We start from the raw sequence: 24,381 nt of genomic DNA, 5'->3' as shown, positions 1-24,381 counted from the left end.
CTACGGCGCCGCCGTAGGCTCGTGGTGCTGCCACTGGCCGTCGCACTCTCGGTACCGATCGGGCTCACACCCACGTCGGCAGCCGACGACGGAAAGGGCGGTCGGGGCCGCCTGGACACGCCGGCGGAGTACGTCACCGAGGTCAAGCCGTCCGGGCCGGGAGACAAGAAGACCCGCGAGCGGGTGGCGAAGGACCAGCGCGAGAACGCGGCGCAGGCGCAACGCGCCCGTGCCGAACGGCAGCGGGCCGCCTGGCCCAAGGCGGGCACCGCCGATGTGACGTTGACGGCCGGCGCGGCGAAGACGACCGCCGCCGGCGGCCTTCCGGTCACCGTTGTTCCCTCCGCGGCCAAGGCCGGTCTCCAGGCCGGTACCGATGCCACGATCACCGTCCTCGACCAGGCGGCCGCCGACAAGCTCGGCATCACCGGTGTCGTCCTGACCGCCGAGGCGGACAAGGCGGGCAAGGCCAGGATCAGCGTCGACTACGGCGCCTTCGCCTCGGCGGTCGGCGGCGGCTGGTCGGGACGCCTGCAGCTCGTCCAGCTGCCGGGCTGTGCCCTCACCACCCCGCAGAAGGCCGAGTGCCGGACGCGGACCCCGCTCGGCTCACGCAACGACGTCGATCAGCAGAAGGTCTCCGCCGACGTGCAGGTCGCCGAGACCGACGCGGGCCCGGCCACCCAGCTCACCTCCGCGTCCTCCGGCGCGACCGTGATGGCGCTGACCGCCACGGGCGGCGGCCAGTCCGCCAAGGGAACGGGTGACTACAGCGCGACCCCGCTCGCCGCGTCGTCGTCCTGGTCCGCCGGCAGCAACTCCGGGTCGTTCAACTGGTCGTACGGTTTCACGATGCCGCCGGCCGCAGCCGGCCCGGCACCGTCGCTCCAGCTCTCCTACGATTCCGGAAGCATCGACGGGCGCACCGCCACCACCAACAACCAGGGCGCCTCGGTGGGTGAGGGCTTCTCCCTCACCGAGTCGTACATCGAGCGTGCGTACGGCAGTTGCGACGACGACGGGCAGACCGACGTCGACGACCGCTGCTGGAAGTACGACAACGCCCGCCTGGTGCTCAACGGCAAGTCGTCCCGGCTCGTGAAGACGTCCACCGCCAACGTGTGGAAGCTGGAGAACGACGACGCCTCGAAGGTGACCCGTTCCACCGGCGCCGACAACGGCGACAACGACGGCGAGTACTGGACCGTCGTCACCAGTGACGGCACGAAGTACGTCTTCGGGCAGAACAAGCTCGCAGGCGCCACCACGCAGCGAACGAACTCCACCTGGACCGTCCCGGTCTTCGGCGACGACTCCGGCGAGCCCGGCTACAGCGCCGGCGCCACCTTCGCCGAGCGAGCGGTCGACCAGGCGTGGCGATGGAACCTCGACTACGTCGAGGACACCCGCGGCAACGCGGCCACGTACTGGTACACCCAGGAGAAGAACTACTACAACAAGAACAAGGCCACGAAGGCCGACACCGAGTACGTCCGCGGCGGCTACCTGACGGAGATCAGGTACGGCCTTCGCAAGGACGTGAACGGAAGCCTGTTCACGGACAACGCCGACGCGAAGGTGACCTTCGGCTACGCCGAGCGGTGCACCGCCGCGGACTGCACCTCGCTGACCAAGGACACCGCCGAGAACTGGCCGGACGTGCCGTTCGACGCGATCTGCGCCAAGGACTCCACGGAGTGCCTCTCGGTGTCGCCCTCCTTCTTCAGCCGCAAGCGCCTGACCGGCATCGACACGTGGTCCTGGAACACCGCGCTGACCAAGTACGACCCGGTCGACTCCTGGAAGTTCGGCGAGGAATACCTGGACGGCGGCGACATCGGCGATTCGTCCGACCAGGTGCTGACGCTGAAGACCGTCACACGGTCGGCGAAGGCAGGCACCACGGAGATCGAGGTGAAGCCGATCTCCTTCACCTACCACATGCGTCCGAACCGAGTGGACGGCACCGATGACATCCTGCCGCTGACCCGGCCCCGCATCGCCACTGTGACGACGGAGACGGGCGCCATCACCACGGTCACGACCTCGGGGCCCGAGTGCGTCCGCAGCCAGGTGCTCAGCGCGCCGCAGGACACCAACACCCGTAGCTGCTACCCGCAGTTCTGGAACATCAACGGTGCCCCCGAAGCGTCGGTGGACTGGTTCCACAAGTACCGGGTCCTCGGTGTCGTGACGACCGACCCGACGACTCCGAACGACGCCGTGGAGAACGAGTACGTCTACAGCGGCGCCGCCTGGCACTACAGCGACGACCCCTTCGCCCCCAAGGCGGAGCGGACCTGGTCCGACTGGCGTGGCTACCGCGAGGTCACGGTCTACAAGGGATCGCGGAACGCCCCCGTCCGCAGTAAGACCGTCTCCCTGTACATGCAGGGCATGAACGGTGACCCGAACAAGGACGGCACCACCAAGTCCGTCTCCATAGCGAAACTCGCCCAGCCGACGATCGGACTCGCCACCCTCACGGACAGCGATCAGTACAGCGGAACCCTCCGTGAGCAGGTCACGTACGACGGCGCTACCGCGATCTCGGCCAGCGCCACCGACCCGTGGTCGAAGGAGACCGCACGCCAGACGGACGTGCCCGACGCGGGCGACCACGTGGCGCGCTTCGTCCGGACGAAGAAGACGACCTCGTACACCTACCTCACCGCTGCACAGCAGTGGCGGTCCAGCGACGAGGACACGATCTCCTTCGACGCCAAGGGACGTCCCGTCAAGGTCGTCGGCAACGGAGACCTCTCCAAGACCGGCGACGAGACCTGCACGGAGACCTGGTACGCCGACAACGACGACCTGGGGCTCACGAATCTCGTCTCGCGTGTGCGGACCGTCGCGAGCAGCTGCACGTTCGCGGAGGCGGACCTGAAGCTGCAGAACGCCGACGGCACCCGTGGCAACGTTCTGTCGGACACGGCCATCGGGTACGACAGCCTCGCCTGGTCCGCGACGATGAAGCCGACCAAGGGCATGCCCACCTGGACCGGGCGTGCCACCTCGTACGGCACGACGCCGCCGGTGACCTGGCAGAGGGTCTCCGAGACCGCCTATGACACGCTCGGCCGTCCGACCAAGGTCACCAACGACGACGACAAGTCGACGAACATCGAATACACGCCCCCGGGCGCGGGTCCGCTGACCAGGACCGCCGCCACCAACGCCGAGACGCACAAGGTCTTCACGTACTTCGACCCGCGGCGCGGACTCACCCTGCGCTCGTACGATGCCAACCTGAAGAAGACGGAGCTGGCGTACGACGCACTGGGCCGTCTGACGGACGTCTGGCTTCCCGACCGTATCCGCGGCAGCCAGTCGCCCAACAGCACCTTCGCGTACTCCCTCAGCAACACCAAGCAGTCCTGGACTTCGTCCTCGACGCTGACGGGTGACGGTGCGGCGTACAACACCAGCTACGCGATCTTCGACGCACTGCTGAGGCCGATTCAGACGCAGTCGCCGACCCCGCAGGGCGGACGCCTGCTGACCGACACGCGTTACGACAGCCGTGGCCTCGCGTACGAGACGTACGCGGACATGTTCGACACGACCGCCACGCCGAACAGCACGTACGCGCGGGCCGAGTACGGCAAGGCGCCGAAGCAGGTCGAGACGGTCTTCGACGGTGCCGGACGGGCCACATCCAGCAGCCTCTACATCATGGGCGTGAAGCAGTGGACCGCCGGCACCACCTACACCGGTGACTCCACCGCCACCACCGCCCTCGACGGCGGTTCGGCGACCCGCACGATCGTCGACGCCCTCGGCCGGACCACGGAGACCCGCGAGTACGCGGGGGTGAACCCGACGGACACGCAGTACGGCGCGACCCTCGGCACCGCGTACACGTCGACGCGGTTCGAGTACACACCGGACGGCATGCAGAAGAAGATCACCGGTCCCGACGGTGCCGAGTGGACCTATACCTACGACCAGTTCGGACGCCAGAAGACCGCGACCGACCCGGACAAGGGCATCACCGAGACGGAGTACGACAAGCTCGACCGCGTCTGGAAGACGACCGCGGGCGGGAAGTCCGTCCTCAGCACGTACGACAAGATCGGCCGCCCCACGGACACCTGGGCGGGCACCGAACTCTCGACGGCGACGCTGCTGACCCGACGTACGTACGACAGCCTGCTGAAGGGGCTCCCGACCGCGTCCACGCGCTACGTGGGAGGCGAGACCGGCACCACGTACACGAAGGAGGTCAAGGCCTACGACGCGCTGAACCGTCCCACGACGACGGAACTCCGGCTGCCGGACACGGACGACCTGGTAAAGGCGGGCCAACCCGCGACCCTCACCTTCTCCACCGACTACCGCGTCGACGGCGCTGTCGGCAGCACCAGCGAACCCGCCCTCGGCGGCCTGCCGGGCGAGAAGGTGGAGTACGGCTACGGATCCCTGGGGCAGCTCACCACCCTCAAGGGCCTCAACAACTACCTGCTGGCGGCCGACTACACCGCGCTCGGAATGGTCGGGCACCTCACCCTGGGCAGGGGCGGCAGCGGCGACCGCAGCGTCTACATCGCCAACTCCTACGAGCTCGGCACCGACCGGCTCACCAACAGCAACGTCACGGACGACACCCGCCCGTACATGCTGCAGGCCCTGGCCTACACGTACGACCAGGCCGGCAAGGTGCTGTCGATCGCCGATCCGACCACCGTGGGCGGCACCGGCAAGGCCGAGACCCAGTGCTTCGCCTACGACGGCCACAGCCGTATGACGGAAGCCTGGACCCCCGCGTCGCAGAACTGTTCGGACGCCCGTTCCGCGAGCACGCTCGGCGGTCCGGCCCCGTACTGGACCTCGTACGCGTACAACCAGGGCGGCCAGCGACTGCAGGAGACGCAGCACGCGGTGGGCGGAGACGCCACCACGTCCTACTGCTACGACCCGGCCAGGCAGCCGCACGCACTCCGGTACACCACGACCCGCACGGACTGCGGAACGGCCGCCGACCCGGCGAAGGACAAGGTCTACGACTACGACACGTCCGGCAACACCATCAAGCGGCCGGGCGCGACGGGTCAGCAGGACCTGACCTGGTCGGACGAGGGCCGGCTCGCCAAGCTCGCTGAGAACACCGAGTCCACGGAGTACCTCTACGACGCCGACGGCGCGCTGCTCATCCGCGACACGGAGGGAGGCGAGCGCGTCCTCTACGCGGGCGCGACGGAACTCCACCTGCGGGCGGACGGATCGAAGTGGGCGCAGAGGAGCTACGGCGCCTTCGCGGTCCGCACCAACGAGTCCGGGACCATGCAGGTCCAGTACCTCGCCGGCGATCACCACGGCACGGCCAGCCTCGCGGTCAACGCGGACGCCGAGCAGAAGTTCACCAAGCGCTACATGACGCCCTTCGGGGCGGAACGCGGCGGTTCGATCGGCGCGTGGCCGACGGACCGAGGCTTCCTGGACAAGACGGCCGACAAGACCACAGGCCTCACGCATGTGGGTGCCCGCGAATACGACCCGCTCATCGGCCAGTTCATCAGCGTCGACCCCATCCTCAGCCTCGACCGGCACCAGTCCCTCAACGGCTACGCCTACGCCAACAACGCCCCCGTCACCTACAGCGACCCCAGCGGCCTCGAGATCGGCTCCACCCCGGGCACCTGCTCGTACGACATCAAGTACTGCACCCCGGACCAGGCCTCGGGCAAGGACACGAACAACGGATCGAGGGACAACAGCCCCGGCAGCTGCTACCAGACCGGCTCCTGCGGGGGCACGACTCCCACGGGAGACGATCCCTCGACCGAGAACGCAAAGCCCACCATTGGCGGCGAGCCGATTCCCACCCCCAAGGAGATGCTGGGCCGGGGAATCATCACTTCGAACTACGAAGACGCCATCCACCAATGGGCGCTCCAGAACTGTCAAGGCAGTGCAGCTTCGAGCCACGAGTCGTTCTGCGCAGTGGCCTCCGACATCGGACTCCTCGACCCGGAGCAGCCGTGGATCGGAGCCGCCATTGCCGTGATCGGTGTCTGTGCGCTGACACGCGGGCAATGCGTCAACCTTGCGATTGAAGCAGCAGCCGGCGAGATCGATTTCGCCGCAGGAGGATCGCTCGGCGCAGGTGCTGCGGTGGGCCCGATGCTGGAACGTCTCGGCGGGAAGCTGAGAGGTCTGTTCGCCGGACGAGAAACGGTATGGGATGGCATCAAGGCGACCCAGCCGAATTATCCAGGAAGCGATCTTCCGCGATCGTTTGAGCTCGGCGCCGGTGACACCAGAGTGTGGGTGCACGGAAATGCGTCAGAACACATGGCGGAATACCTCTCGGGAATGGCGCAGCGTGGGGCAACCAAGGCGCAAATTGATATGGCAACTCAGGCACAGCTTTTGAGTCTGCAAGCCGCAGTAGCTGAGGCTGGGAGGGGTGGGCTTCCATTTGATAAGATGGTGAATGTCGGAGGCTGGGAGTTGAAATTTGGCGCGCCGCGAAGTCCAGGGCAGCTCCCAGTCCTATTCCATGCCATGCCTGCAGGATGATGGGGAAAGCCTGTGATTCGAGTACTTGATTCGGTGGACTGTGAAAGGGCGGTTGTCGAGAGCGACCCCTGGATCCCCATGAAGGTCACTTGGGCGCCTCGACCTGCAGGTAGGCCGCTGTACCTCAGGGTCTCCGGAGCTGACGGCGGAGAGGTCGAGATGAAGATCGATCCACTCACTGGAATGCTTGTCCAGGTGATTGTTGTCGAGTCGCCTCCGAAATTGGAATCGAAATCCCGGGTCCCCGTCAATGCTGAAATGAAGGCCCAGTCACCGGTCCTCGATCGATCGCCCTGGGGGTGGTCGGTTGATCCAGATGCAATGACGCCTGATGAATCTGTCGCGTCCATCGTGGAGAGTCTTAGATTCGTTCAGACGGAAGATCGAATTAGGCTGATGTATTCCGAACGGGAACCCGCTCGATATGTGCACTGTGAAAATGTTACGGTGGCAATTTCGAGCGAAGGGGAATTGGTTGAGATTGCGGCGCTTCTCTAGCTCTCTCAATACCTGAGATTATGGCGCAGTAGAATCTTGGGTCACGTTTGGATAACTTCAAGGTGCAGCCCCGCCGGATTGGCTTTCGGCGGGGCTGCGTGCGTGTCTGACGCCAGTGGTTGGCAAGTTCGGCGGGCGGCCCGGGTGCGAGGATCTGCACGGCGCGTGCACTCGGATCGAGGCTGTACCGTCGCCTCACACGGTCGAGATCGTGCCCCTATGGCGTTGCGCCTGGCGGGCCTGCCGAGCGCCAGCGGGCGCCTCAGAGGTGACGAGGGGAGGGCTGTCCGCTGCCCGCTACGGCAGCCTGTCATGCCACCGGGGCCGGTGTTCGGGTATCACCTCACGCACCCCCGCGCTAGGACCAGCCGCTTCACCTTGGGCAAGTCCCACCTCCTGATGGCGCGGGCACCAAGCAGGTCCTTCCTTCATAGCCAACCCTGTTGGCGGGCCGCGCGGACCGCTTCCATGCGGTTGCGGGTGCCGGTTTTGCCGATGGCCGAGGAGAGGTAGTTGCGGACCGTGGACTCGGAGAGGTGGAGCTTGGTCGCGATGTCGGCGATCGTCGCGCCGTCCACGGAGGCGCCGAGGGCATCGCGTTCGCGGGCGGTGAGGGGGTTGGGCCCGGCGCTGAGGGCGGCGGCTGCGAGGGCGGGGTCGATGACCGTTTCGCCGCGCAGGGCCTTGCGGATGGCCTCGGCCAGGTCCTCCACGGGGCCGTCCTTGACCAGGAAGCCGGCCGCGCCCGCCTCCATCGCGCGGCGGAGGTAGCCGGGGCGGCCGAAGGTGGTGAGGATGAGGACCCGGCAGTCCGGGACCTCGTCGCGGAGTGTCGCCGCCGCGTCGAGGCCCGACATGCCCGGAAGTTCGATGTCGAGCAGTGCCACGTCGGGCCGGGCCGTCAGGGCGGTGGACACGATCTCGTCGCCGCGGCCCACCTGGGCGACGACCTCCAGGTCCGGCTCCATCCCGAGCAGCAGCGCGAGCGCGCCGCGCATCATGCCCTGGTCCTCGGCGAGGAGAACGCGTACGGACTTGGCGGGGCGGTGGTCCCGGGGCATCTCGTTCACGGGGACAGGGTAGGCCGCATCGGTGCGCGGGGGCTCGTCGTTGGAGGGGCATGGACAAGACCAGGAACAGGATCGCCGCCGCTGTCGTCCTCGCGGGGGCCGTGCTCGGGACGGTGACGATGGGGAGCGGGGCCGCCCAGGCCGCCGCCGACGGACCCGTCGGCGGGCTCGTCGGGGTGCTGGGGATCGGCGGTGGAGGCGGTGGCGGGGGTGATCAGGTGTCCGGGACCGTGAGCGGGAACAGCTCGGTCGCCGAGATCGGCGGGCAGACGACCGAGCAGAGCACCCCTTAGCCGCCGGCTACGCGGCGGTCGCCGCCGTGTCGAAGGTGTAGTGGCGGGTGTGGTCGAGCATGTCGGCCGGGGTGACGTCGTTCCACGGGCGCATCGTGTCGTGGAGGTCGACGACGTTCGCGGTGCCGGCGGCCGGGAGGTAGGGCGAGGCGGGGTGGCGGGCCTGCCAGTCGGCCCACAGCTTGTCGACGAAGGCGTGGTGCAGCCAGAACACCGGGTCGTTGGGGGAGACGCCGGTGGCCATCTGGCCGCCGACCCACACATGGACGCGGTTGTGGAGGTTCACCCCGCGCCAGCCCTCCAGATGGTTGCGGAAGCCGTCCGAGGCGCTGTTCCACGGGGCCGTGTCGTACGTCTCCATCGCGAGCACCGAGTCCACCTCGGCGCGCGTCGGCAGCGGGCGGCCGCTCGCGCCCAGGTCACGGCGGAGGTAGTCGCGCCCGTCCACGCGCACGGTGATCGGCCAGCGGTTGCCCGAGCGGGCGAACGGCCCGTCGACGACCTGCCCGTCGCGGGCGCGGCCGGTGCCGCCGAGGAAGTCGGGGGCCCAGAGGGAGGAGCGGGAGGTGCGGTCGGCCGTCCAGTCCCAGTAGGGGAGCGTGACGGCCGGGTCCACCGAGCGCAGCGCCGCCTCGAACTCCAGCAGGAAGCGCCGGTGCCAGGGCAGGAACGACGGCGAGCGGTGCCCGACGCGGTCGCCGCCGTCGGTGTCGCCCATGATGAAGGCGTTGTGGGTGGTGACGAAGGCGTCGTAGCGGCCGGTGCGCTTCAGTTCGAGCAGCGCGGCGACGAAGCGGCGCTTCTCCTCGGCGGTGAGCGTGGCCTGGTTCTTGCGTACGTTCATGATGCGATCGACTCCGGGACGGGCGGTCAGACGGCGGGCAGGGTCAGCGGGACGAGCGGTGCGCCCTGCAACTCGCGTACGGCCGCGCGGGCGGCGGCTCTGGGCGTGGCGACGGGGTCGTAGTGCGTGATCACGCTGATCCAGGTGCCGTCGGCGTTCCGCATGACGTGCAGTTCCGCGCCGTCGATCGTGACGGTGTAGCCGCCCCCGTGGCCCTCATGGCCTCCGTGGCCCCCGTGGTGACCGCCGTGTGCGGATGAGCCGCCCTTGATGTGGCGGCCCAGGTAGACCTCGTCGAACGAATCGGGCGCGGCGGCGCCGGTCGGCGCGGAGGCCTGCGCCGGGGCCGCCGCGGCCGGGCCGGCCAGGGCGAGGCCCGCGGCCGCGCCTGCGGCGCCGGCGGCGACGCCCAGGGCCTTGCGGCGGGTGATGCTGGACATGGAGAAACCCCCTCGTGCGTGGTGCACCGGGGGTTGGTCATATGCCCCCGGTGCTTCCCATCGGTACTCGGGGGGTTCGGCGGGGCGGAAATCGCCGCCGGCCGGTTGGGCGCTATACGGACAACCTCCCGCGAAAAGTGCAGACTTGAACGAAGTTGATCTTGCTGTACGGGGCCGATGCGGCAGCCGTGGAACGAAACCCTCCGCCGGGAACCGGCCCTTCGTCCGGATGATCTTTCGCGGCGGGGGCGCGCATGTGGCGGGTCCCACCTGCGGAAACTGACCGGATCCGGTCAGCAGTCGACCCCGAAGCGGGACGCGCCCGCCGCCTCCACCGGCAGCTCCGCCTCCAGCCGGAACCCGCCGCGAGGGCCCGGGCCCGAGGTCAGCGTGCCGCCCGCCGCCGCGACCCGCTCCCGGAGGCCCCGCAGGCCACTGCCCGGCGCGCCCCCTTCCGTACCGTCGATGCCACGGCCGTCGTCCGAGACCGTCAGGCGGACGCGTTCCGGGGCGCCGCCGAGCTCGATCTCGCAGCGGGTGGCGCCGGAGTGCCGGACGACGTTGGTCGCCGACTCGCGGACCACCCAGCTGAGCAGCGCCTCCGTCTGCGGCTCCAGCGGCGGGCCGGACTGGCGGACCACGGGCTCGATGCCGGCCGACGCCAGGACGTCCCGGGCGCGGTCGAGTTCGGCCGTCAATGAGGCCTGGCGGTAGCCGGTCACCGCCTCCCGGATCTCCGTGAGTGCCTGCCGTCCCACCGTCTCGATGTCCGCGACCTGCGCGAGCGCCGCGTCCGGATCGCGCGGCCCGAGCCGCCGGGCCGCCTCCGACTTCACGACGATGACGGACAGGGTGTGGCCGAGCAGGTCGTGCAGGTCGCGCGAGAAGCGCAGCCGCTCCTTCTCGACCGCCGTGCGGGCCAGTTCCTCACGGGTCTCGCGCAGCTCCTGCACGGTCTCGTTCAGGGCGAGGATCGTCGCCGTGACCATGATGGAGATGAACGTGCCGTACACGATCCCGAGCGAGTCCCAGCCGTCCCGCCACAGCGTCACCACCCCGACCGCCGCGACCAGCGGGAACACCGTGAGCCGCTGCGTCCGCCCGCGCCGTACCACCGCGCCGACCGCGAGCCCCAGGAGCGGGAAGAGCAGCAGCCACTCCCGGCCGTAACCGGCGGCGAGCGCGAAGGTCAGCACGGCGAGGGCGCCGAGCAGCCCCCAGGTCGGCGGGGACTCGCGCCGCCCCGGGACGAAGGCGCGGATCACGACGGCGATGTAGAGGGTGTTGAAGGCCAGCAGGCCGAGCCCGCCGATCCAGGGGTTCGCGGCCTCGCCCGAGACGAGGTGGGACAGCGCGCCCATGCCCATCAGCAGCCACGGCAGCAGGCTGAGCCCCGTCAGCCGGCCGCCCCGCGCGCTCTCCGCCCCGCGCCGCAGGAACCTTCTCATCGCTCCGCACCCCCAGGTTCACACCGTCCGTGCGGAACGACGGTACGAGACGGCCGCATACGTTCCGAAGAGCGCCGCCCACGCCAGCAGGACCGCGAGCGGCGTCAGGCCCGGCACCGTGCCCTCCGTCACCGACACGCCCAGCTCCGAGAAGCGGTTGGTGGGCGTGAACCGGGAGACGGCCGCCAGCCAGTGGGGGAACAGACCGACCGGGAACCACAGGCCGCCGACCACCGCGAGGCCCAGGGTGCAGGCCACGTTCACGACGCCCGTCGTCTGCGCGGTGAGGCGGTAGCCGTTGCCCAGGCCCAGCAGGGTGAAGGGCAGCGAACCCGCCCACAGCACGAGCGCCGTCACCGCCCACTGCCAGGCGTCCAGCCGTACGCCGTTGAGCAGCCCGCCCGCGAGCAGTACGACCGTGATGGCGGGCAGGACCACGACCGTGCCGGTAAGGGCCCGGCCGGTGACCACCTGGCGCGGGGTCATCGGGGTGATCCGCAACTGCCGCAGCCAGCCGGCGGACTTGTCCTCGGCGACCCCGGTGCCCAGCGACAGGGCGGCGCCCAGCGCGCCGTACGCCGCCATGCCGACCATCATGCCGGTCTTGAGGGCGGCGTCGTTCTGGCCGCCGAGGTTGGTGAAGAGCAGGTACATCGCGACCGGCACGGCGATCGACGAGATCGCGAACCCGATGTCGCGCAGGGTGCGGCGGACTTCGAGGCGGACGTACGCGGTGATCATCGGGACGTCTCCAGGGAGTCGGCGGTACGGGCGGGGGCGCCGGGGGCCTTACGGGTCAGCGTCAGGAAGGCCTCGCTGAGGGACACCGGTGCGACCTCCAGGCCGCGGACCAGGTCGTGCGCGGCCAGCGCGAGGACCGTCGCGTCCGAGTCGGAGCTGCGCAGCAGCGCGCGGTCGCCGCGGACCTCGACGGAGGTGACGCCGGGTAGCGCGGTCAGGCCCTCGGTGGGTCGGCCCGCCAGGTCGAAGGAGACCGTGGTGCCGCCCGCGGCCCGCTTCAGCTCCTCGGCGGTGCCGTCGGCGAGGACCCGCCCGGAGTCGACGACCACGATCCGGTCGGCGTTGGCGTCCGCCTCCTCCAGATAGTGGGTGGAGAAGAGGATCGTGTTGCCGCGCTTGGCGTAGCCGCGCATCGAGTGCCAGAAGGCCTCGCGGGCCTCGACGTCGAGCGCGGCCGTCGGCTCGTCGAGCACGATCAGCTCGGGGTTGCCGGCCAGCGCGACCGCGAACCGCACCCGCTGCGCCTGCCCGCCGGACAGGCGGTCGACCCGGCGGCCGGCGAGGTCGGTGAGCCCGGCGAGGCCCAGCGCCTCGGCCACGGGCAGCGGGCGGGGGTACGTACGCGCCACGAACTCGACCAGCTCGCGGACGGTCACCCGGGGGACCGGGCGGGCGTCCTGGAGCATCGCGCCGACCCGGCCGGCCTCGACCGCGCGGACCGGCGCGTCGCCGAAGAGGCGGACCCGGCCGCTGTCGGGCTCGTCGAGGCCGAGGAGGAGGTTGACGGTGGTGGACTTGCCGGCGCCGTTGCGCCCGAGCAGCGCGACCGTCTCGCCGCGCCGGATGCCGAGGTCGATGCCGTCCACGGCGCGGACGGCGCCGAAGGTCCTGGTCACGCCCGTGAACGCGACCGCTGCCGTGTCCGCTGTGCCTGCCGTGTCTGTTGTCTCTGCCGTGCCTGCCGACTCTGCCGTCTCTGCAGTGCCTGTCGGCGCGGTCCCCGTTGTCGTCTTCATGGCCACGAAGCTACGGAGCGGGGGCAGCTGCGCGGCAGGCTCAGGCGTACGGACCCGGCCGTGACAAATGTCCTGGACGCCCTGCTCCGGTGGCGGCCCCCGTCCGTCCCCGTCCCGCAATCTGACATGCCGTCAGCAGGGTTCCCAACTCCCCACCCCTCGGCTATACATGGGGATCGCCGTTCTAGAACGCGTTCTACCCGGCGTCCGGGAACGGTCCCGCACGGCCTCGGCGCGGTCGACGGTGCGGACGACCGCGCCGAGGTCTCCACCTGCCACATGTGCCACAAGGAGCAGCAACGCGATGCCCATTGACGCCGCCAAGGCCGTCGCCGCCGAGCCCCGCAGCGCGGAGATCGCCTGGGACCACAAGGACGTCCAGCTCTACCACCTCGGCCTGGGCGCGGGCGTCCCCGCGACCGACCCCGACGAGCTGCGCTACACCCTCGAATCCCGGCTGCACGTCCTGCCCAGCTTCGCCACCGTGGCGGGCGCCGGCATGGGCGTCGTCGGCGGGCTCTCCGCCCCCGGCATCGACATCGACCTCGCCGCCGTCCTGCACGGCGGTCAGTCCATCACCCTGCACCGGCCCCTGCCGGTCAACGGGCGGGCGGTCTCCACCTCCCGGGTCGCCGCCGTCTACGACAAGGGCAAGGCCGCCGTCCTGGTGCTGCGCTCCGAGGCCGCCGACGACGACGGGCCGCTGTGGACCAGTGACGCCCAGATCTTCGTACGCGGAGAGGGCGGCTGGGGCGGCGACCGCGGGCCCTCCGAACGCCTGGAGGTCCCCGAGCGCACCCCCGACGCCACCGCCGAGCGGCCGATCCGCGAGGAGCAGGCCCTGCTCTACCGGCTCTCCGGCGACTGGAACCCGCTCCACGCCGACCCCGAGTTCGCCAAGCTCGCGGGCTTCGACCGGCCGATCCTGCACGGCCTCTGCTCGTACGGCATGACCCTCAAGGCGGTCGTCGACACCCTCCTCGACGGCGACGTCACCCGCGTCCGCGGCTACCGCACCCGCTTCGCCGGGATCGTCTTCCCGGGCGAGACCCTGCGGATCCGCATGTGGCGCCAGGACGGGCACACCGTCCAGGTCACGGTCACCGCCGCCGAACGCGACGACGCCCCCGTACTCGCCGACACCGTCGTCGACCACTCCTGACGACAGCCCGACAGCCCGACAGCCCGACAGTCCGACAGCCCGACAGCAGACCCCGAGGGGAGCCGCACCATGCGCGCAGCCGTACTGCACGAGATCGGCCAGGACAAGCTGGAAGTCCTCGACGACGTCGAGGCGGTGGGCTTCGGTCCCGGCAAGGTGAGGATCCGGGTCCGGGCCACCGGCCTGTGCCACTCCGACGTGTCCGCCATGAGCGGTGTCCTGCCCCAGCCCGCGCCCTTCGTCCCCGGACACGAGGGCGCGGGCGAGATCCTCGACGTCGGTGACGGCGTCACCGGCCTCACCGTCGGGCAGCGGGTGCTGCTCTGCTGGCTGCCCGCCTGCGGCGCCTGCCCCGCCTGCAAGCGCGGCCAGACCCAGCTCTGCCTGGCCGGCTTCATGAACGCCGGCACCCCCAACTTCAGGCGTTCCGGCGGAGGTTCCGCCGACGTCTTCGGCTTCGCCGGTACCGGCACCTTCGCCGAGGAGGTCGTGGTCGACGCCGGCTGCGCCGTCCCGATCCCGGACGACGTGCCCTTCGACATCGCCGCGCTCATCGGCTGCGGTGTGACCACCGGCCTTGGCGCGGCCATCAACACCGCGAAGGTGGAGGCGGGTTCGTCGGTCGCCGTGATCGGCTGCGGAGGCGTCGGCATCTCTGCGATCCAGGGCGCCAGGCTCCAGGGCGCCGCGCAGATCGTCGCCGTCGACCCGGTCGAGTCGCGCCGCGAGGCCGCGCTGCGCTTCGGCGCCACCGAGGCCGTCGCCCCCGACGCGCTCGCCGACGCCAGGCAGCGGATCACCGGCGGCGAGGGCTTCGACTACGTCTTCGAGGTCGTCGGCCGGTCCGCCACCGCCCGGACCGCGTACGAGACCACCCGGCGCGGCGGCACCCTCTGCGTGGTCGGCGCGGGCGCCCTCGACGACTTCCTCCAGCTCAACATGTTCGAGCTGTTCTTCGACGAGAAGCGGATCCTGCCGTCGATGTACGGCGGCGGGGACGTGCTGCGCTCGTACGAACGGGCCATCGCGCTCTGGCGGGCCGGCCGCATCGACCTGGCGTCCCTGATCACCCACCGGGTGCCGCTCACCGGGATCAACGAGGCGCTTGAGCAGATGCGGACCGGCGTGGCCCTGCGCACCTGCATCGAGATCTGAGCACCGAGATCTGAGCACCGAGATCTGAGCATCGAGATCTGAGCATCGAGATCTGAGAGAGGACTCCGACCCATGTCACTGCCTCTTGAGGGGCTGAGCGCGATCGTCACCGGCGCCGGCCGCGGCCTCGGCAGGGCCGAGGCCCTGGAACTGGCCCGGCTCGGCGCGGCCGTGGTCGTCAACGACTACGGGCAGCCCGGCCGCGACGGCTCCGGTGAGGCCTCCGCGGCCCCCGCCGAGGAGGTCGCCGCCGAGATCCGCGCGGCGGGCGGCCGGGCCGTCGCCCACCTCGGCGACGTCGCCGACTTCGAGACCGCGCGCGGTCTCGTCGACCTGGCCGTGGCCGAGTTCGGCAAGCTGGACGTCCTGGTCAACAACGCGGGCATCCTGCGCGACCGGATGATCTTCTCGATGGGCGAGGCGGAGTGGGACTCGGTCGTCCGGGTCCACCTCAAGGGCCACTTCAACACCACCCACTTCGCCGCCGTGCACTGGCGCGGCCGGGCCAAGGCGGGCGAGAGCGGCGTCTACGGGCGGATCGTGAACACCTCCTCCGAGGCCTTCCTCGCCGGTTCGGCCGGGCAGCCCAACTACGCGGCGGCCAAGGGCGGCATCGTCGGCCTGACCACCTCAACGGCGCTCGCGCTCGCCAAGTACGGGGTCACCGCCAACGCCATCTGCCCGCGCGCCCGCACCCGGATGACCGAGGACGTGTTCGCGGCCATTCCGACAATCAGGAGGGGCGCCGAGCCGACCGCCGAGGACGAGCTCGACCCGCTGTCGCCGGAGCACGTGGCGCCGCTCGTCGGCTATCTCGCGTCTCCGGCGGCGGCCGGCGTGAACGGCCAGCTGCTCGTCGTCCACGGCGGCATGGTGGCGATCGTGGACCGGCCCAGGGTGGCCGCCAAGTTCGACACCGCCAAGGACGTCTTCACGTACGAGGAACTGGACGGGCTGCTCACGCCGCACTACGCGGCCCGCCCGGCGGGGGAGACCTTCGCCGCGGCGGAGGTGCTCGGCCTGAAGAAGGGCTGAGCCACGCGCGGGGGGAGACGAAGGGCCCCCGGACGCGTCGCCCGGGGGCCCTTCACATACTCACCGTTCGCTCACTGCGCCTCGGGTTCGCGCCGGTGGCGGCCGTGCGGGGAGGACGAGGAGTCCTCCGCCGGCGCGGCCGGTCCGCGGTGCCTGCCCGAGTTGTCGTGGTCCTGTCGGTCCGTGTCGCTCATGGTGGAACTCACCCCGTAAACGTCGCTCTTGCTGATGCGGCTCGGAGAGTCTAATCAGCGCGTTCGGTCGGCTTGTTTACGGTCCGTCAGCGGCGCTTCCTGGAGCGGCACCGGAACGCACACCTTCGGCTCCGGGGCGGCCGCCGGGGCCATCGGTTCCAGTTCCGGCTCCGGCTCGGCCGGCTCCTCCAGGGCGGCGAGGCCGCAGGGCGCGGCGGGCGTCGCGTACGGCAGGCGGAGCACGCCGGACGGCGTCCACAGGCCCGTACCGGCCAGCCAGCCGAAGGGCGCGGCGAGTTGGTGCATCCGGCGGGAGGACGGCCGCCACAGACCGACCCAGCTGCCGGCCGCCGCGTCGATCCGCAGCGCCACCCCGCAGCTCTCCGGCATCAGCACCTGCCCCGGCTGGACGGCGAACGGGGTCACCGCGGCGTCGTCGAGCCGCAGGCACTCGGGGAAGCGCACCGGCAGCAGACTGCCGAGCACGCCCCAGCCGAGGCGTTCGTGACCGGGGGAGGGCGCGTCGGAGCGGATGAGGAGCAGTCCGCTGTCGGGGTCGGCGAGCAGCAGCCGGTCATGGCTGTCCTCGGTGATCTGGAGCAGTGGAGTGACCTCGCCACCGCGCTCCAGGTCGATCGCGACGGCCTTGACCGGGCCGTCGTCGAGCTGTCGGTCGAGCGCCAGCATCCGGCCGGTGCGGTCCAGCCACACGCCGCCGCTGCACCGGCCCTTGATCTCGGCGACCCGCTCGGGGCCGAAGGCCCCGCCCGCGACCAGCCACAGCGTGGTGGTGTCCGGGCCGACGCACATCGCGTACGCGCAGATGCCGTCCGGCGAGGGCGGCAGCAGGGTCAGGGCGCCGGGGGCGGGGGCCTCGACCGAGCCGAGGGAGAGCTCGCCGGTGTCCGGGCCGGTCGGGTAGAGCAGCGAGAACGTGTGGCGCTGTCCGTCCACGGCGCGGCCGATCAGGACCCGCCCGTCCGCGAGCGGCAGCAGCATCGCGCCGGGCTCCTCGGGCTGGGCGAGCGGGAGCGGTACGGCGTAGGGCTCGGGGCCGTCCAGGGTCCAGCGCTCCACGAACAGGGCCTCGCCGGAACCGGCGAGCCGCGCCGCGTAGGCGCCGTTCGCGGTGATCGTGAATCCCGTGGGCCACACCGCGTCACCTTCTTCTGCGGGGGCCTCGATGGCACAGGCTGTCATCAGCTCGTCACCTCCGGCTACGAAGCTAGTTTTCGCACTTCCAGCCGAACAACACGAGTCGACTCACTTCACCCCAATGGGTGGCCGTCCGGGGAATCCGTCGATCGCCGGGGGCGGGTTGTGCTGGTGAGGTCAGAGGTAGGTAAGGTAAGGCGACCCTAAGTGGAAGCTGCGAGTCCGCTGACGGGTCGCCGGCTGCCGTTCCGCGGCGGCGTCGTCGTTCACCCCGTACGCGTACAGGAGACCCGCCATGTCCCTCCGCCGTCCCGTCCGCCGCGGCACCGCGGCCGCCGCCCTCAGCCTCGCCGCCGCGCTCGCTCTCGCGGCCTGCGCGGGAGGTGACGGCAGCTCGGACGGTGCCGAGAAGGACGAGGGCGGCAAGAAGAAGGACGTCGCCGTCGGCGGCAAGGACTTCGGCGACGCCGCCGCCAAGACGGCCGCCCTGGGCACCGACGCGAAGCCCGGCCGGTTCCCGCGCACCCTCACCCACGCGCTGGGCAGGACGGAGCTCAGGTCCGCCCCCAAGCGGGTCGTCGTCCTCGACGTCGGCGAGCTCGACAACGTGGTCTCCCTCGGCATCAAGCCCGTCGGCTTTGCTCCGTCCGAGGGGGACGATGGCATCCCCACGTATCTGAAGAAGGACGCCGGGGAGCCCAAGTCCGTCGGCACCATCAACAATCTCAACCTCGAGGCCATCGCCGACCTCGAACCCGATCTGATCCTCGGCAGCCAGCTGCGCGCCGCCGACAAGTACGACGAGCTGTCGAAGATCGCGCCCACCGTGTTCTCCATCCGCCCGGGCTTCACCTGGAAGGAGAACTACCTCCTCAACGCCGCCGCGCTCGACAGGACCGACGAGGCGAAGGCGAAGCTCGCGGCCTACGAGACCAAGGCGAAGCAGCTCGGCGCGGACATCGGCCCGAACAAGCCGAAGGTCTCGATGGTCCGCTACCTCCCGGGCAAGATCCGCCTCTATGCGAAGGCCTCCTTCATCGGCACCATCCTTGAGGACGCCGGCCTGCCGCGCCCCGCGAACCAGCAGGTGAACGACCTCGCCGTCGAGGTCAGCCCGGAGAAGATCGACCAGGCCGACGGCGACTGGATCTTCACCGGCGTGTACGGCGACCCCAAGGCCACAAAGCGCGACACCGCCCAGGCCAACCCGCTCTGGAAGAACCTCAGGGCGGTCAGGGCCGGCCAGGCCAAGGACGTGCCGGACGAGACCTGGTACCTGGGCCTCGGCGTGACGGCGGCGAACAGCGTCCTCGACGACCTGCGCGCGGACCTGGTGAAGTAGCGGGCGGCGGGTTGACGGCAACCGTCGATCGAGGAACCCCGACGGCGGCCCGCCACCTCCGCGGGAGCGGCGCCGGTTCAGGCGCAGAGAGGGGGCAGGTAGCCTTTCCCTCGTGCCCCGTCTGTCTGAAGTCATCGCCGAGCTCGACGCCCTCTGGCCACCGGAGCGGGCCGAGGCCTGGGACGCCGTCGGCACGGTCTGCGGTGACCCCGACGCCGAGGTCACCCGTGTGCTGTTCGCGGTCGACCCCGTCCAGGAGATCGCCGAGGAGGCGATCCGCCTCGGCGCCGACCTGATCGTCACCCACCACCCGCTCTATCTGCGCGGTACGACGACGGTGGCGGCCGGCCACTTCAAGGGCCGGGTCGTGCACACCCTGATCAAGCACGACATCGCCCTGCACGTGGCGCACACCAACGCCGACACCGCCGACCCCGGCGTCTCCGACGCCCTCGCCGGCGCCCTCGACCTGCGTGTCACCGGACCCCTCGTCCCCGAGACCGGGCTCGGCCGGATCTGCGAGCTCGACCAGCCCGAGACCCTGGCCGAGTTCGCCGCGCGCGCCGCGAAGCGGCTGCCCGCCACCGCGCAGGGCATCCGGGTCGCCGGCGACCCCGAGCTGCCGCTCCACCGGGTCGCCGTCAGCGGCGGCTCCGGCGACAGCCTCTTCGACGTTGTGCGCGCCGCCGGGGTGGACGCCTTCCTCACCGCCGACCTGCGCCACCACCCGGCCTCCGAGGCCACCCAGCAGTCACCCCTCGGGCTCGTCGACGCCGCCCACTGGGCCACCGAATGGCCCTGGTGCGAGCAGGCCGCCGCGCAGCTCGACACGATCTCCGACCGCCACGGCTGGGACCTGCGGGTCCATGTCTCGACGACGGTCACCGACCCCTGGTCCTCCCACCACACCTCTCCTGGAGCCCCCAACTGAACGCCGCGCCCGCCGACCAGATCCGACTTCTCGACGTCCAGGCGCTTGACGTGCGCCTCCAGCAGATCGCGCACAAGCGCAGGTCGCTGCCGGAGCACGCCGAGATCGAGTCGCTGAACAAGGACCTCACCCAGCTGCGCGACCTGCTCGTCGCCGCGCAGACCGAGGAGAGCGACTGCGCCCGCGAGCAGACCAAGGCGGAGCAGGACGTCGACCAGGTGCGCCAGCGCGCCGCCCGCGACCAGCAGCGCCTCGACTCCGGTGCCGTGTCCTCCCCGAAGGACCTGGAGAACCTCCAGCGCGAGATCACCTCGCTCGCCAAGCGCCAGGGCGACCTGGAGGAGATCGTCCTCGAGGTCATGGAGCGCCGCGAGTCCGCCCAGGAGCGGGTCGCCGAGCTGACCGGACGGGTCGCCGCCGTCCAGGCCAAGGCCGACGACGCCACCGCCCGCCGCGACGCCGCCCAGGCCGAGCTCGACGGCGAGGCCGCCTCCGTCGCCAAGGAGCGCGAGCTCGTCGCCGGTTCCGTCCCGGCCGACCTGCTGAAGCTGTACGAGAAGCTGCGCGAGCAGCAGGGCGGCGTCGGCGCGGCCCGGCTCTACCAGCGCAAGTGCGAGGGCTGCCACATCGAGCTCAACATCACCGAGCTCAACGAGGTGCGGGCCGCCGCCGCGGACGCGGTCGTGCGCTGCGAGAACTGCCGCCGGATCCTGGTCCGCACGTCGGAGTCCGGCCTGTAATGCGCGAGCTCGTGGTCGAGGCCGACGGCGGCTCCCGGGGCAACCCGGGCCCCGCCGGCTACGGCGCGGTGGTCCTCGACCCGGCCACGGGCGAGACCCTGGCCGAGCGCGCCGAGTACATCGGCGTCGCCACGAACAACGTGGCCGAGTACAAGGGCCTGGTGGCCGGCCTGCGGGCCGCCCTGGAGCTCTTCCCGGACGCCACGGTGCACGTCCGCATGGACTCCAAGCTGGTCGTCGAGCAGATGTCCGGCCGCTGGAAGATCAAGCACCCCGACATGAAGCCGCTCGCCGCCGAGGCCGCCCGGGTCTTCCCGGCCGGCCGCGTGCGCTACGAGTGGATCCCGCGCGAGCGCAACAAGCACGCGGACCGGCTCGCCAACGAGGCGATGGACGCGGGGCGGCGCGGCGAGCAGTGGTCCCCGTCCGCCTCGACCGCGGCCCTCGACCTGACCGCCGACCTCGCCGCGGCCCGCGCCGCCGCGGGCGACGCGACGGCCGGTGCGGCCCGCGCGCGAGCCGCCCTCACGGGCGCGGCAGGCGGCTCCCCGCCCGAGCCCGAGCCCGAGGGCCTGTTCGCCCCCGACGAGGCCCTGGCAGCCCAGGCCCGCGCGTCGCTCTCGGCGGCGGCGGAGGCCGACCGCGAGGCGGCCACGAGCGGCGACTTCGAGGCGGAGGCGGGCCGCAGGGCGCCGACGGGCCATACGGCCCGGGCGCGGGGCGCGGGCGGCACTGCGACGACCGCTGGACCGGCCACGGCGGCCGGCGCGACAGACACCCCGGCCGGTGCCCGGGCCGTCGCCCCGCAGGGCGCCCAGGCGCCTGGCGCGCTCGCCCCGCAGGCGCCCGCCGCCCCCTCCACCCCCGGCTGGTCCGGGCCCGACATGGGGGCGCCGGCGACGTTCGTGTTGTTGCGGCACGGGGAGACGGCGCTGACGCCCGAGAAGCGGTTCTCGGGGAGCGGGGGGTCGGATCCGGAGCTGTCGGCGGCCGGGCTGCGCCAGGCGGAGGCCGTCGCGGCGGCGCTCGCCGCGCGCGGGACGATCCAGGAGATCGTCAGTTCGCCGCTGACCCGCTGCCGCCAGACCGCGCAGGCCGTCGCCGCCCGGCTCGGCCTGGACGTGCGGATCGAGCAGGGGCTGCGGGAGACCGACTTCGGCGCGTGGGAGGGGCTGACGTTCGCCGAGGTGCGCGAGCGGTACAAGGACGACCTGGACGCGTGGCTCGCCTCGCCGAAGGCCGCGCCGACCGGCGGCGGCGAGAGCTTCGCGACCGTCGCCCGCCGGGTCGCCGCGGCCCGGGACCGGCTGGCCGCCGCGCATGCGGGCCGCACGGTGCTGCTCGTCACCCATGTCACCCCCATCAAGACCCTGGTGCGGCTCGCCCTCGGCGCCCCGCCGGAGTCGCTGTTCCGGATGGAGCTGTCCGCCGCCTCGCTGTCGGCGGTGGCGTACTACGCGGACGGCAACGCGTCCGTACGGCTCCTCAACGACACCTCCCACCTGCGGTAGCCCGGGCCCAGGCAGCCGCAAAAGCGCTGGACCCGGGCCCCGGGCCGTACCAACATCGCGGCATGAGCTGGCACTTCACCACCGACCCGGCCGCCTTCCCGGACACCGCCCGGGCCTGCGTGGCCGCCGAACCGGAGCGGAACACCGGGCTCCTCACCCTGCTCGACGCCCCCGGCACCACCGGCATCACCCGCGGCTGGTGGACGGCCGGGGAGGCGTCGGTGACCGGGGCCTGTCTGCTCGTGCCCGGGCCCGGGACGCTGCTGCTCGGTGCGATGCCGGACGCCGCCGCCCGCGCGCTCCCGGCCGCACTGCCCCGTACCGTGCGGGAGGCGCGCGGCGAGGCCGCGACGGTCGAGGCGTTCGCGGCGCCCTTCGCCGCCGCCACCGGCCGGAAGGCGCGCACGTCCGTGCGGCTGCGCCTGTTCCGGCTGGGCGAGCTCACCGCGCCCCGGCCCGCACCGCGCGGCGCCGCCCGGGCCGCCGGCCCCGGGGACGTACCCCTGCTCCTGTCCTGGATGAGCGCGTACGCCGGGGACGTCGGGGAGGACCCCGACGCCGACTACTCCGCCCACGCCGAGGCGATGGTCCGCGAGGACCGGCTCCGCTTCTGGGAGGCGGACGGCGTGCCCGTCGCGATGGCGAGCTTCTCGCGGCCCGCCGCCGGCCGGTCCCGGGTCTCGCTCGTCTACACCCCGCCCGCCCACCGGGCCCGCGGCTACGCCGGAGCCGTGACCACCGAGGTCAGCCGGGCCGCCCGCGCGGCCGGCGCCGCACAGGTGCTGCTCTTCACCGACCTGGCGAACCCGACCAGCAACGCCCTCTACCAGCGCCTCGGTTACCGGCCGATCGGCGACCACACGCGGGTGGCCTTCCACGAGAACACCGACGAGAACGAGGACCGCGCCGGGGCGTCAATACGGGGTTAAGGGCGCCCCGGCGCCGACCATGGGCAGGCAACGGACCGATCCCCCCCACCCGTGGAGAACCATGGCCCCCGCGACCCCCCGGCCCGCCGGCGTGCTCGTCCGCGACCCCAAGCTCTGGCTCGTGCCCACCGTCCTCAGCGTGCTCGTCACCATGGTCCTCGCGCTGCTCTATCTGGGCGGCATCCTGAGCCCGAGCGACGACCTGCACCGGCTGCCGATCGCCGTCGTCGACGAGGACCGGGGCCCGCTGGGCAAGGAGATCACCGCGTCGCTCGACAAGGCCGCGCGCCCGGACAGCGTCGAGTGGCGGATCGTCGGACGCGCGCGGGCCGAGGACGACCTGACGTCCGGGAAGGTGTACGGGGCGCTGATCGTGCCGCCCGGGTTCAGCGCCGACGCCCAGGCGCTGACGACCCGTCGGGCCACCGCCCGGCCGACCCTGACCGTGCTCACCAATCCCGGCGTCGGCAGCCTCGGCTCCTCCATGGCGGCCCAGATCAACCAGGCCGTGGCACAGCGCGCCTCCACCACGATCGGGCAGCGGCTCGCCGCGTCCGCCCCCGACCCGACGACGAAGGTGCTGCTCGCGGACCCGGTCGAGGTGACCACCCGGATCGGGAACCCGATCGGCCGGCACAGCGGACTCGGCCTGACCGCCTTCTACTACACCCTGCTGCTGGTCCTCGCCGGCTTCATCGGCGGCAACGTGATCAACGCCGGCATCGACACCGCGCTCGGCTACGCGGACAGCGAGATCGGCCCCTGGCACACCCGCCACCGGACCGTGCCGATCAGCCGCACCCAGACCCTGGTCCTGAAGATGGTGATGACGGCCGGGATCGCGCTCCTGACGACCTCGGTCCTGATGTTCTCCGCGGTCACGATCCTGGGCATGGACGCGGACCACCTCGCCCTGCTGTGGATCTTCTCGTACTGCGCGACGGTGGCCGTCGGCCTCGGCGTCCAGGCCATCAACGCGGCCTTCGGCGGCATCGGACAGCTGGTGTCGATGTTCGTCTTCATCGCGCTCGCGCTGCCCTCCTCGGGCGCCACCATCCCGCTCCAGGCGACCCCGTCCTTCTACCGCTTCCTCGCGATCTTCGAGCCGATGCGGCAGCTCACCGACGGCGTCCGCGCGATCCTCTACTTCGACGCGCGCGCCGACGCCGGACTCGCCCGCGCCTGGGCGATGATCGCGATCGGTCTCCTCGGCGCGCTGGTCTTCGGCTTCGCCATGACGCACTACTACGACCGCCGGGGCCTGGCCCGCTTCACCCCGCAGCCCGAGCCGCCGCGCCGGCCGGAGACCGTGCCCGAGGCCGCGTGACTGCCGGATCGACAGGGGCCCCAGC

General features: G+C 71.4%; 19 protein-coding genes. 11 read left to right on the top strand and 8 right to left on the bottom strand.

Annotation, left to right across the window (positions count from 1 at the left end; all coding sequences use genetic code 11):
- The first annotated feature begins 21 nt into the window (after window positions 1-21).
- A complete protein-coding gene (locus AB0M18_RS13205) occupies window positions 22-6,525 on the top strand; it encodes an RHS repeat-associated core domain-containing protein (protein ID WP_365757115.1) in 6,504 nt (2,167 codons plus the stop codon).
- A gap of 926 nt (window positions 6,526-7,451) precedes the next feature.
- Here the strand turns inward: AB0M18_RS13205 and AB0M18_RS13200 are convergent.
- Window positions 7,452-8,084 carry a response regulator transcription factor gene (locus tag AB0M18_RS13200; RefSeq protein ID WP_365757617.1) on the bottom strand — a complete coding sequence of 211 codons (633 nt, stop codon included), beginning with the start codon at window positions 8,082-8,084 and terminating at the stop codon, window positions 7,452-7,454.
- 59 nt (window positions 8,085-8,143) lie between these two features.
- Between AB0M18_RS13200 and AB0M18_RS13195 the strand changes: the two genes are divergently transcribed.
- Window positions 8,144-8,386, top strand: coding sequence for a hypothetical protein (locus AB0M18_RS13195; RefSeq protein WP_365757113.1), 243 nt, complete (start codon window positions 8,144-8,146; stop codon window positions 8,384-8,386).
- Between the two features lie 7 nt (window positions 8,387-8,393).
- Here AB0M18_RS13195 and AB0M18_RS13190 read toward each other — a convergent pair whose 3' ends face one another.
- From AB0M18_RS13190 to AB0M18_RS13170, 5 genes are all read right to left on the bottom strand, one after another.
- Window positions 8,394-9,230 carry a tyrosinase family protein gene (locus AB0M18_RS13190; protein ID WP_365757111.1) on the bottom strand — a complete coding sequence of 279 codons (837 nt, stop codon included), beginning with the start codon at window positions 9,228-9,230 and terminating at the stop codon, window positions 8,394-8,396.
- Window positions 9,231-9,256: 26 nt separating this feature from the next.
- On the bottom strand, window positions 9,257-9,670 hold the full coding sequence (locus tag AB0M18_RS13185) for a tyrosinase cofactor (RefSeq protein ID WP_365757109.1): 414 nt from the start codon (window positions 9,668-9,670) through the stop codon (window positions 9,257-9,259).
- A gap of 293 nt (window positions 9,671-9,963) precedes the next feature.
- Window positions 9,964-11,118, bottom strand: a complete 1,155-nt coding sequence (locus AB0M18_RS13180) for a sensor histidine kinase (protein WP_365757107.1) — start codon at window positions 11,116-11,118, stop codon at window positions 9,964-9,966.
- 18 nt (window positions 11,119-11,136) lie between these two features.
- Window positions 11,137-11,856, bottom strand: a complete 720-nt coding sequence (locus tag AB0M18_RS13175; RefSeq protein WP_365757615.1) for an ABC transporter permease — start codon at window positions 11,854-11,856, stop codon at window positions 11,137-11,139.
- Window positions 11,856-12,755 carry an ABC transporter ATP-binding protein gene (locus tag AB0M18_RS13170; protein ID WP_365757105.1) on the bottom strand — a complete coding sequence of 300 codons (900 nt, stop codon included), beginning with the start codon at window positions 12,753-12,755 and terminating at the stop codon, window positions 11,856-11,858. Before AB0M18_RS13170 ends, AB0M18_RS13175 begins: the two co-directional genes overlap by 1 nt.
- 424 nt (window positions 12,756-13,179) lie before the next feature.
- Here AB0M18_RS13170 and AB0M18_RS13165 point away from each other — a divergent pair, with 424 nt between their 5' ends.
- The 3 genes from AB0M18_RS13165 (at window position 13,180) to AB0M18_RS13155 (ending at window position 16,227) form a co-directional block, all read left to right on the top strand.
- Entirely contained in the window at window positions 13,180-14,037 is an 858-nt protein-coding gene (locus AB0M18_RS13165) for a MaoC/PaaZ C-terminal domain-containing protein (RefSeq protein WP_365757103.1), read from the top strand.
- 69 nt (window positions 14,038-14,106) lie between these two features.
- Window positions 14,107-15,192, top strand: coding sequence for a Zn-dependent alcohol dehydrogenase (locus tag AB0M18_RS13160; RefSeq protein ID WP_365757101.1), 1,086 nt, complete (start codon window positions 14,107-14,109; stop codon window positions 15,190-15,192).
- Between the two features lie 72 nt (window positions 15,193-15,264).
- Window positions 15,265-16,227, top strand: coding sequence for a 3-oxoacyl-ACP reductase (locus tag AB0M18_RS13155; RefSeq protein ID WP_365757099.1), 963 nt, complete (start codon window positions 15,265-15,267; stop codon window positions 16,225-16,227).
- Window positions 16,228-16,298: 71 nt separating this feature from the next.
- Here AB0M18_RS13155 and AB0M18_RS13150 read toward each other — a convergent pair whose 3' ends face one another.
- On the bottom strand, window positions 16,299-16,421 hold the full coding sequence (locus AB0M18_RS13150) for a hypothetical protein (protein ID WP_365757097.1): 123 nt from the start codon (window positions 16,419-16,421) through the stop codon (window positions 16,299-16,301).
- Between the two features lie 54 nt (window positions 16,422-16,475).
- Complete coding sequence (locus AB0M18_RS13145; RefSeq protein ID WP_365757095.1) at window positions 16,476-17,621, bottom strand: hypothetical protein; 1,146 nt, start codon at window positions 17,619-17,621, stop codon at window positions 16,476-16,478.
- Between the two features lie 250 nt (window positions 17,622-17,871).
- On the opposite strand from AB0M18_RS13145, the gene AB0M18_RS13140 reads away from it, so the two are divergent.
- The 6 genes from AB0M18_RS13140 to AB0M18_RS13115 all read left to right on the top strand — a co-directional run bounded on the left by AB0M18_RS13140 (window position 17,872) and on the right by AB0M18_RS13115 (window position 24,356).
- Window positions 17,872-18,918: an iron-siderophore ABC transporter substrate-binding protein gene (locus AB0M18_RS13140; RefSeq protein WP_365757093.1), complete on the top strand. Its 1,047-nt coding sequence runs from the start codon at window positions 17,872-17,874 to the stop codon at window positions 18,916-18,918.
- Between the two features lie 112 nt (window positions 18,919-19,030).
- Window positions 19,031-19,849 (top strand): Nif3-like dinuclear metal center hexameric protein, encoded by an 819-nt coding sequence (locus tag AB0M18_RS13135; protein WP_365757091.1) that lies wholly within the window; start codon window positions 19,031-19,033, stop codon window positions 19,847-19,849.
- Entirely contained in the window at window positions 19,846-20,589 is a 744-nt protein-coding gene (locus AB0M18_RS13130; RefSeq protein WP_365757613.1) for a C4-type zinc ribbon domain-containing protein, read from the top strand. The genes AB0M18_RS13135 and AB0M18_RS13130 overlap by 4 nt, the downstream gene beginning before the upstream one ends.
- The gene (locus tag AB0M18_RS13125; protein WP_365757089.1) at window positions 20,589-22,100 is read left to right on the top strand and encodes a bifunctional RNase H/acid phosphatase; all 1,512 of its coding nucleotides are present in this window, start codon (window positions 20,589-20,591) and stop codon (window positions 22,098-22,100) included. The genes AB0M18_RS13130 and AB0M18_RS13125 overlap by 1 nt, the downstream gene beginning before the upstream one ends.
- A gap of 62 nt (window positions 22,101-22,162) precedes the next feature.
- Window positions 22,163-23,029: a GNAT family N-acetyltransferase gene (locus tag AB0M18_RS13120; RefSeq protein ID WP_365757087.1), complete on the top strand. Its 867-nt coding sequence runs from the start codon at window positions 22,163-22,165 to the stop codon at window positions 23,027-23,029.
- A gap of 61 nt (window positions 23,030-23,090) precedes the next feature.
- Complete coding sequence (locus tag AB0M18_RS13115) at window positions 23,091-24,356, top strand: DUF3533 domain-containing protein (RefSeq protein WP_365757085.1); 1,266 nt, start codon at window positions 23,091-23,093, stop codon at window positions 24,354-24,356.
- Window positions 24,357-24,381 lie beyond the last annotated feature (25 nt).

This window comes from Streptomyces sp. NPDC051909, assembly GCF_040681095.1.
Taxonomy (GTDB): Bacteria; Actinomycetota; Actinomycetes; order Streptomycetales; family Streptomycetaceae; genus Streptomyces.
Note: the sequence above shows the minus strand (reverse complement) of the source record. Positions and strands in the feature narration are given on the sequence as shown.

What these genes read in the sequence shown, in the direction of transcription:
- AB0M18_RS13145 (WP_365757095.1), bottom strand. Translation starts at nt 17,621, where the DNA reads ATGACAGCCTGTGCCATCGAGGCCCCCGCAGAAGAAGGTGACGCGGTG.
- AB0M18_RS13120 (WP_365757087.1), top strand. Translation starts at nt 22,163, where the DNA reads ATGAGCTGGCACTTCACCACCGACCCGGCCGCCTTCCCGGACACCGCC.
- AB0M18_RS13185 (WP_365757109.1), bottom strand. Translation starts at nt 9,670, where the DNA reads ATGTCCAGCATCACCCGCCGCAAGGCCCTGGGCGTCGCCGCCGGCGCC.
- AB0M18_RS13200 (WP_365757617.1), bottom strand. Translation starts at nt 8,084, where the DNA reads ATGCCCCGGGACCACCGCCCCGCCAAGTCCGTACGCGTTCTCCTCGCC.
- AB0M18_RS13195 (WP_365757113.1), top strand. Translation starts at nt 8,144, where the DNA reads ATGGACAAGACCAGGAACAGGATCGCCGCCGCTGTCGTCCTCGCGGGG.
- AB0M18_RS13160 (WP_365757101.1), top strand. Translation starts at nt 14,107, where the DNA reads ATGCGCGCAGCCGTACTGCACGAGATCGGCCAGGACAAGCTGGAAGTC.
- AB0M18_RS13165 (WP_365757103.1), top strand. Translation starts at nt 13,180, where the DNA reads ATGCCCATTGACGCCGCCAAGGCCGTCGCCGCCGAGCCCCGCAGCGCG.
- AB0M18_RS13140 (WP_365757093.1), top strand. Translation starts at nt 17,872, where the DNA reads ATGTCCCTCCGCCGTCCCGTCCGCCGCGGCACCGCGGCCGCCGCCCTC.
- AB0M18_RS13150 (WP_365757097.1), bottom strand. Translation starts at nt 16,421, where the DNA reads ATGAGCGACACGGACCGACAGGACCACGACAACTCGGGCAGGCACCGC.
- AB0M18_RS13155 (WP_365757099.1), top strand. Translation starts at nt 15,265, where the DNA reads ATGTCACTGCCTCTTGAGGGGCTGAGCGCGATCGTCACCGGCGCCGGC.
- AB0M18_RS13115 (WP_365757085.1), top strand. Translation starts at nt 23,091, where the DNA reads ATGGCCCCCGCGACCCCCCGGCCCGCCGGCGTGCTCGTCCGCGACCCC.
- AB0M18_RS13180 (WP_365757107.1), bottom strand. Translation starts at nt 11,118, where the DNA reads ATGAGAAGGTTCCTGCGGCGCGGGGCGGAGAGCGCGCGGGGCGGCCGG.
- AB0M18_RS13125 (WP_365757089.1), top strand. Translation starts at nt 20,589, where the DNA reads ATGCGCGAGCTCGTGGTCGAGGCCGACGGCGGCTCCCGGGGCAACCCG.
- AB0M18_RS13190 (WP_365757111.1), bottom strand. Translation starts at nt 9,230, where the DNA reads ATGAACGTACGCAAGAACCAGGCCACGCTCACCGCCGAGGAGAAGCGC.